Below are 6,911 nucleotides of genomic sequence, written 5' to 3'. Positions count from 1 at the left end.
CCCCGCACCCGTCTCTTCTGTTCCGGTCCGGATCGGCGGACGGCGGGCGCCCTTCCCCCCGGCGCACCCGAACCCCGCCTCCGCCTACGGCAACGCGAGCATCCGCTCCAGCGCCAGCTTCGCGTACGCCTCCGTCTCCTTGTCGACCTCGATGCGGTTGACGAGGTTCCCCTCGGCCAGCGACTCCAGCGCCCAGACCAGGTGCGGCAGGTCGATGCGGTTCATCGTCGAGCAGAAGCAGACCGTGCGGTCGAGGAAGACGATCTCCTTGCCCTCGGGGGCGAAACGGTTCGCCAGCCGCCGTACCAGGTTCAGCTCCGTGCCGACCGCCCACTTGGACCCGGCGGGCGCGGCCTCAAGGGCCTTGATGATGTACTCGGTCGAACCGACGTGGTCCGCCGCGGCCACGACCTCGTGCCGGCACTCCGGGTGGACCAGTACGTTGACGCCGGGGATCCGTTCCCGCACCTCGTTCACCGACTCCAGGCTGAACCGCCCGTGCACCGAGCAGTGCCCCCGCCACAGGATCATCCGGGCGTCGCGCAACTCGTCCGCCGTCAGCCCGCCGTTCGGCTTGTGCGGGTTGTAGACGACGCAGTCCGCCAGGGACATGCCCAGGTCGCGCACCGCGGTGTTGCGGCCCAGGTGCTGGTCGGGCAGGAAGAGCACCTTCGTCTCCGAGGGCTCCCCCTGCTGGAAGGCCCACTCCAGGGCCCGCTGCGCGTTCGACGACGTGCAGATGGTGCCGCCGTGCCGGCCCGTGAAGGCTTTGATGTCGGCGGAGGAGTTCATGTACGAGACGGGCACGACCTGCTCGGCGATCCCGGCCTCGGTGAGCACGTCCCAGCACTCCGCCACCTGTTCGGCGGTGGCCATGTCGGCCATCGAGCAGCCCGCGGCGAGGTCGGGCAGGACGACCTGCTGGGCATCACTGGTCAGGATGTCCGCGGACTCCGCCATGAAGTGCACACCGCAGAACACGATGTACTCGGCCTCCGGGCGGGCCGCCGCGTCCCGGGCCAGCTTGAAGGAGTCACCCGTGACGTCGGCGAACTGGATGACCTCGTCACGCTGGTAGTGATGGCCGAGCACGAAGACCTTGTCCCCGAGCTTCTCCTTGGCCGCCCGCGCGCGCTCGATCAGATCGGGGTCGGACGGCGAGGGCAACTCGCCGGGACACTCGACACCGCGCTCGCTCGTCGGGTCGGCCTGCCGGCCGAGGAGCAACAGGGCGAGCGGGCTCGGCTGTATGTCGAGCTCGGAGGGATGGGCGGTGGTCACGACACACACCCTTTCTAGTTTTCGTCGAACTGACGCTATCTATCATAACTGGTTCACGTCACTTTGACGATGGCCATTGTGTCCATGTGACATGAATCCCGGTCGAGTCGCTGGGCGGCCACTGTCCGCGTCCGCGGGCGTGTGCGAGCATGAACTCAGAGGAAAAATGCGACAACGAGAACGCCCGGCCCGGAATGAATCCGCGGACCCGCCGGTTGCACTCGTCGGCAAGCAGTCTCCGTACAACCCGGGAGAGATGTAGATGTCCGTATCGGACGAGACCACCACCGTCACCGACGGCATCATCCTGACCGACGCCGCCGCGTCCAAGGTCAAGGCCCTGCTCGACCAGGAAGGCCGTGACGACCTCGCGCTGCGCGTGGCCGTCCAGCCCGGCGGCTGCTCCGGCCTGCGCTACCAGCTCTTCTTCGACGAGCGTTCCCTCGACGGGGACGTGAAGAAGGACTTCGGCGGGGTCAAGGTCGTCACCGACCGCATGAGCGCCCCCTACCTCGGCGGCGCCACGATCGACTTCGTGGACACGATCGAGAAGCAGGGCTTCACGATCGACAACCCGAACGCGACCGGCTCCTGCGCCTGCGGCGACTCCTTCAGCTGAGCCGCGCACCGCGCCCCACGAGGCGGCGGCCCCTCCCCACGGAGGGCCGCCGCCTTCGCGGTCCGGCGACCGGTTGGTCCACGTGGCCCATCGGCCCGGGTGAGCCGGCCGGCCCGGGTGACCCGGCCGACCCGGGTGAGCCGGCCGGTCCGGGTGGCCGGCTCACCCCGCGCGGACTCCGCCCACCCGTTCAGCGGGCCTGAGACAGCCCGGTTCCCTGCTTGCCCTCGGGGATCGGCTTGCCGTCGGTGCCGACCACCGTCCGGTCGCCCAGCGGCTCGTCCAGCGGGATCGTCCGCCGGTAGCCCTTCAGGAGCATGATGCAGATCGTGTCCGGGTCGAACCGCTCCGTCACCGTGACCTTCACCCGGTCCGCGCTCTCGTCGGCGGAGGCTGTGTACTCGGAGCACACACTGCCGGAGAAGCGCACGGTCAGCTCCGAGTCGGTGGCCGTGTAGCCGGCCACCTTGGTCTCCCGTGACTTTGTCGGCTCGTCCGGCGCCGCGGGCCGCGTCGCCGACGGGCTCGGCCCGCTCAGGTATGCGGGGTCCACCGCCGGATACGCCACCGTGTAGGCATCCCCCGCACCCGGCCCCCGTACCTCGAACAGCCACGACGGCACCAGCGTCGGCCGCCCCGCGACGGAGTGCGCGGCCAGTCCGAAGACCGCCCTGCGCACGGTCGCCGTACCCGGCCGCGCCGCCGTCGACGCCCCGGCCCCGCACGGCTGCTCCAGCCGGTCCCGCAGCGGTACGGGACTGGCGCAGCCGCCGATGCCCATACGGTGATCGCCCGGGGACGCCGCGTTCATCAGGTCCAGCGTCCGCCGCGCGCTCAGCACCGGGTAGATGTCCCCCTTCTCTGGCTTCTCTGGCTTCTCTGGCTTCTCCGGCGTCTCCGGCTTCTCCGGCGCCGTCAACAGCCCGCTGCCCGCGACCACTTCACCCCGTCCGCTCACGGTCAGCCCGGTCGTCCAGCCGTGCGTGGGCAGGCCGGCCACCACCGGATCGGCGTTCACCACCCGCTGGGCGCCCATGACCTGGCTCGTGTCGAGCTTCGCGTCGTCCTGGCCGAGCGCCTTCAGGACCGGGGCCGCGGCCTTCTCGGCGGCCGGTCCGCTGAGCGGGTCGGCGGGTTCCGCGGGGTCCTGCGGGCAGACGGTGCCGCCCTTGCAGTCGTCGGTGCCGGGCGCGTACCGCTGGAAGGTCCAGTTGCCCGGCGCCTTCGCGGCCACGTTCAGGCTCGGTCCGAAGAAGTCCCTGCCGCTCCCGACCCGCCAGCCCGTTCCCTCGGCCACCGGCGTCCCGGCCACCCCGAGCGCCTTCGCCAGCCGGGCCACCTCGTCCGCGCCGACCTCGCCCGCGGGCCGGTACACGGGAGCCGAGCCGGGCCCGCCGGGCAGGTCGCCGCCGGCCTCGTACGTCACGCCGTACGGAGCGGGCTCGCCGGGCGCGATGCCGTTCGTACCGCCCGATGCCACCGACGGCCCGGGATACCCGTCCAGCGCGAGCGGGGGCGGGGGAGTCCGGCCGGGGCCGGCCGCCGCCGGGCCAAAACCGCCGTTCGCGGTGGCGGCGAGGCCGGCCACGCCGCCTCCGGCCAGCACCACGGCCGCGGCCACGGAGGCGATGGCCACGGGAGACCGCCGCCACCCGCCGCGTGCCCCCTTCCCGGTCCGCCCGGTCCCCTTCCCGTCCGCGGCCCGGGTCCCGGACGTCGCCTCCCCGGCGCCGGTCCCGCTGTCGGTCCCGCTGTCGGGGTCCGTCGCCCGGCCGGGGGAGCCGGTGTCCCTGGCGGTACCCGCGGCCGCGTCCTCGTCGTCCCGGTCGGGGATGTCCGGCTTGCCAGGTCGCTCGCTGTTCACCGCATCGCTCCCTTGGTGGAGTCGTGTCCCGCATCGCCCTTCTCGGGGACGCCGGTGGGACGCCGATGGGACGCGGAGCGGGAGCGTGCGGTTCCCGCGTGCGGCGCGGACGCGGTGGTCTGCCCGGCCGGGCTTGCTCGGGCTCAGCCGGCAGCGGTTCCCGCGGGCGCGTGGTCGTGGCCGGGGCGGCGCGGCGGCGGGCGGCTCGGTCGCCGTAGGCCGACGTCTCGGTCGCCGTAGGCCGACGCCTCGGTCGCCGAAGTCCGACGTCTCAGTCGCCGTAGTCCGACATCGCGTCCAGCAGTCGGGCGGAGCGCGCCGGGACGGTCACCCCGTGGATGAGCGACGGCGGCACCGGACGGGGATCGGCACGCCGCGGCGCCGCCCAGTGCGCGGCCATCCGCGCGCCGTCGCCGCGCAGTGAGGCCAGGTCGCCCTCGGGGTCGGCCGGCTCGGTGGAGCAGATCTTGAAGTTCACCATAAAGGCACCGTAGGCACGCCAGAACGTGCGAAGAAAGGTCTACTTTGCGGTAGTTTACCCGCCTTCAGCACTCCTCTCGAACCGGGTAGCGTGAACTGTCAAACCGCCTCCCTCCAGGAGAGTCCTCGCCGTGCGCATCGCAGTCACCGGCTCCATCGCCACCGACCACCTCATGACGTTCCCCGGTCGTTTCACCGACCAGCTCGTCGCGGATCAGCTGCACACCGTCTCGCTCTCGTTCCTGGTCGACAACCTCGACGTCCGCCGGGGCGGCGTCGGCGCGAACATCGCCTTCGGCATGGGCCAGCTGGGCACCGAGCCGATCCTGGTCGGCGCCGCCGGCTTCGACTTCGACGAGTACCGCGCCTGGCTGGAGCGGCACGGCGTCGACACCGACTCGGTCCGCATCTCCGAGACCCTGCACACCGCCCGCTTCGTGTGCACCACCGACGCCGACCACAACCAGATCGGCTCGTTCTACACGGGTGCGATGAGCGAGGCGCGCCTGATCGAGCTGAAGACCGTCGCGGACCGTGTCGACGGCCTCGACCTGGTGCTGATCGGTGCCGACGACCCGGAGGGCATGCTCCGGCACACCGAGGAGTGCCGGACGCGCCAGATCCCCTTCGCCGCCGACTTCTCCCAGCAGATCGCCCGCATGGACGGCGACGAGATCCGGATACTGCTGGACGGCGCGACGTACCTCTTCTCGAACGAGTACGAGAAGGGCCTCATCGAGTCCAAGACCGGCTGGAGCGACGCCGAGATCCTCGCCAAGGTCGGCACCCGCGTCACCACGCTCGGCTCGCGCGGCGTACGGATCGAGCAGGACGGTGCGGACCCGATCGAGGTCGGCTGCCCCGAGGAGGAGCGCAAGGCCGACCCCACGGGCGTCGGCGACGCCTTCCGCGCGGGGTTCCTGTCGGGCCTGGCCTGGGGCGTCTCGCTGGAGCGCGCCGCGCAGGTCGGCTGCATGCTGGCGACCCTCGTCATCGAGACCGTGGGCACGCAGGAGTACCAGCTGCGGCGCGGGCACTTCATGGACCGGTTCACCAAGGCGTACGGCGACGAGGCGGCGGGCGAGGTGCGCAAGCACCTCGGCTGAGCGGACGGCGCGGGGGAAGGTCAGGTCAGCCGGCGGACCAGGTAGGCGGTTCCGCCGTCCGCCGGCTCCTCACCGACGTACTCCTGCGCGCGCATGTCGCACCACGCCGGGATGTCCAACCGGGCCGCCTCGTCGTCGGACAGGATCCGGACCAGGCCGCCGGCCGGTACGTCGCCGATGACCTTGGCCAACTCGATGACGGGGATCGGGCAGCGCTTGCCGAGGGCGTCGACGACCAGGACGTCCCGCCGCACGGTCGTCGCCGGAGCCGGCGCCCCGAGCTTCTCCCGCACCCCCGCCACGGCTCCCGGCAGCACGTCGAGGAACCGCTCGACCTCCGCCGCGGCCGTCCCCATGGGCAGTGACACCCGCACGTTCCCCTCGCTCAGCACGCCCATCGCCGTGAGCACATGGCTCGGCGTCAGCGTGCTGCTGGTGCACGACGAGCCGGACGAGACGGAGAAACCCTCCGCGTCCAGCGCGTGGAGCAGCGCCTCACCGTCGACGTAGAGGCAGGAGAACGTGACGATCCCGGGCACCCGGCGGTCCGGGTCGCCGACCACCTCCGCGTCCGGCACGGCCGCCGGCACCCGGGTCCGGATCCGCTCCGTCAGGGCGCGCAGCCGTACCGCCTCCTGGGCGGCCTCGGCCCGCACCGCCCGCAGCGAGGCCGCCGCGGCCACGATCGCCGGGATGTCCTCGAAACCCGCCGCCCGCCCCGACTCCCGTTCGTCCAGGGGCCCTCGGGCCGCGAACCGCACCCCCTTGCGCACCACGAGCAGGCCCACCCCGGGCGGCCCGCCCCACTTGTGGGCGCTCCCCGTCAGCAGCGACCAGTCGCCCTCGACCGGCCCCCAGGCCAGCGACTGGGCCGCGTCCACCAGCAGCGGAACGCCGGCCGCCCGGCAGCCCTCGGCCACCGCCGCCACCGGCTGCTCGGTGCCCACCTCGTGGTTGGCCGACTGGAGACAGACCAGCGCGGTGTCCGGCCGCACCGCCGCCGCGTACGCCGAAGGGTCCACCGTCCCCGCCCGGCTGACGGCCACTCGGGTGACCGTCCCGCCGTCCCGCTCGTGGACCTCGGCCGAGTGCAGCACCGAGGAGTGTTCGACGGCTGACACGATCAGGTGACGCCCGGCCCGCCGCCGACCGGCCAGCGCCCCCGCGATCCCGGTGTGCACGGCCCGGGTCCCGGACGAGGTGAACACCAGCTCGTCCGGCCGGCACCCCACCGCCTGCGCCGCGGTCTCCCGCGCCGCGTCGAGCAACAGCCGGGCCCGCCGCCCCTCCCGGTACAGCCGCGCCGGATCGGCCCACCCCTCGTCGAGCGCGGCCAGCAGCGCCTGCCGCGCGACGGGATGCAGCGGAGCAGCGGAAGCGGCATCGAAGTAACCCATACGGCAACGTTAGAACCCCGGTGCACCGGCAGGGACGCGGGGCACTGGGGGTCCCCCGGTCCCCTGTTCGAGCGAAGCCGAGAACTTGGGGGAGCGCCGAGCCACAGCGAACCCGCACTCGCCGCCGAACCGGGACTCCCGGGCTCCTGGGCGCCCCACCCGAC

Annotated in this window: 6 protein-coding genes; 2 read left to right on the top strand and 4 right to left on the bottom strand. The window is 72.6% G+C overall.

All coding sequences use genetic code 11. The features are described 5' to 3' along the window. Positions 1–84 precede the first annotated feature (84 nt). Positions 85–1,281 carry a quinolinate synthase NadA gene (gene nadA, locus ACFC09_RS39320; RefSeq protein ID WP_376536728.1) on the bottom strand — a complete coding sequence of 399 codons (1,197 nt, stop codon included), beginning with the start codon at positions 1,279–1,281 and terminating at the stop codon, positions 85–87. Between the two features lie 262 nt (positions 1,282–1,543). On the opposite strand from nadA, the gene ACFC09_RS39315 reads away from it, so the two are divergent. Then, positions 1,544–1,900 (top strand): iron-sulfur cluster assembly accessory protein, encoded by a 357-nt coding sequence (locus ACFC09_RS39315; RefSeq protein ID WP_030181969.1) that lies wholly within the window; start codon positions 1,544–1,546, stop codon positions 1,898–1,900. Positions 1,901–2,090: 190 nt separating this feature from the next. Here the strand turns inward: ACFC09_RS39315 and ACFC09_RS39310 are convergent, their stop codons facing one another. Together ACFC09_RS39310 and ACFC09_RS39305 are read right to left on the bottom strand one after the other, a co-directional pair. Beyond that, positions 2,091–3,764, bottom strand: coding sequence for a hypothetical protein (locus tag ACFC09_RS39310; RefSeq protein WP_376536726.1), 1,674 nt, complete (start codon positions 3,762–3,764; stop codon positions 2,091–2,093). A 271-nt stretch (positions 3,765–4,035) separates the two neighbouring features. Next, entirely contained in the window at positions 4,036–4,245 is a 210-nt protein-coding gene (locus ACFC09_RS39305) for a hypothetical protein (protein ID WP_376536724.1), read from the bottom strand. Between the two features lie 130 nt (positions 4,246–4,375). On the opposite strand from ACFC09_RS39305, the gene ACFC09_RS39300 reads away from it, so the two are divergent. Continuing rightward, the gene (locus ACFC09_RS39300; RefSeq protein ID WP_376536722.1) at positions 4,376–5,350 is read left to right on the top strand and encodes a carbohydrate kinase family protein; all 975 of its coding nucleotides are present in this window, start codon (positions 4,376–4,378) and stop codon (positions 5,348–5,350) included. Between the two features lie 20 nt (positions 5,351–5,370). Here the strand turns inward: ACFC09_RS39300 and ACFC09_RS39295 are convergent, their stop codons facing one another. After that, positions 5,371–6,747, bottom strand: coding sequence for a cysteine desulfurase/sulfurtransferase TusA family protein (locus ACFC09_RS39295; RefSeq protein WP_376536720.1), 1,377 nt, complete (start codon positions 6,745–6,747; stop codon positions 5,371–5,373). Positions 6,748–6,911: the final 164 nt, after the last annotated feature.

Origin of the sequence: Streptomyces sp. NPDC056161, assembly GCF_042268025.1 — a bacterium.
Lineage (GTDB): Bacteria > Actinomycetota > Actinomycetes > Streptomycetales > Streptomycetaceae > Streptomyces.
This window is presented reverse-complemented; position numbering and strand designations above follow the sequence as displayed.

Excerpts from the sequence above, each read along its gene's own strand:
- ACFC09_RS39315 (WP_030181969.1), top strand. The coding sequence starts at position 1,544 with ATGTCCGTATCGGACGAGACCACCACCGTCACCGACGGCATCATCCTG.
- ACFC09_RS39305 (WP_376536724.1), bottom strand. The coding sequence starts at position 4,245 with ATGGTGAACTTCAAGATCTGCTCCACCGAGCCGGCCGACCCCGAGGGC.
- ACFC09_RS39295 (WP_376536720.1), bottom strand. The coding sequence starts at position 6,747 with ATGGGTTACTTCGATGCCGCTTCCGCTGCTCCGCTGCATCCCGTCGCG.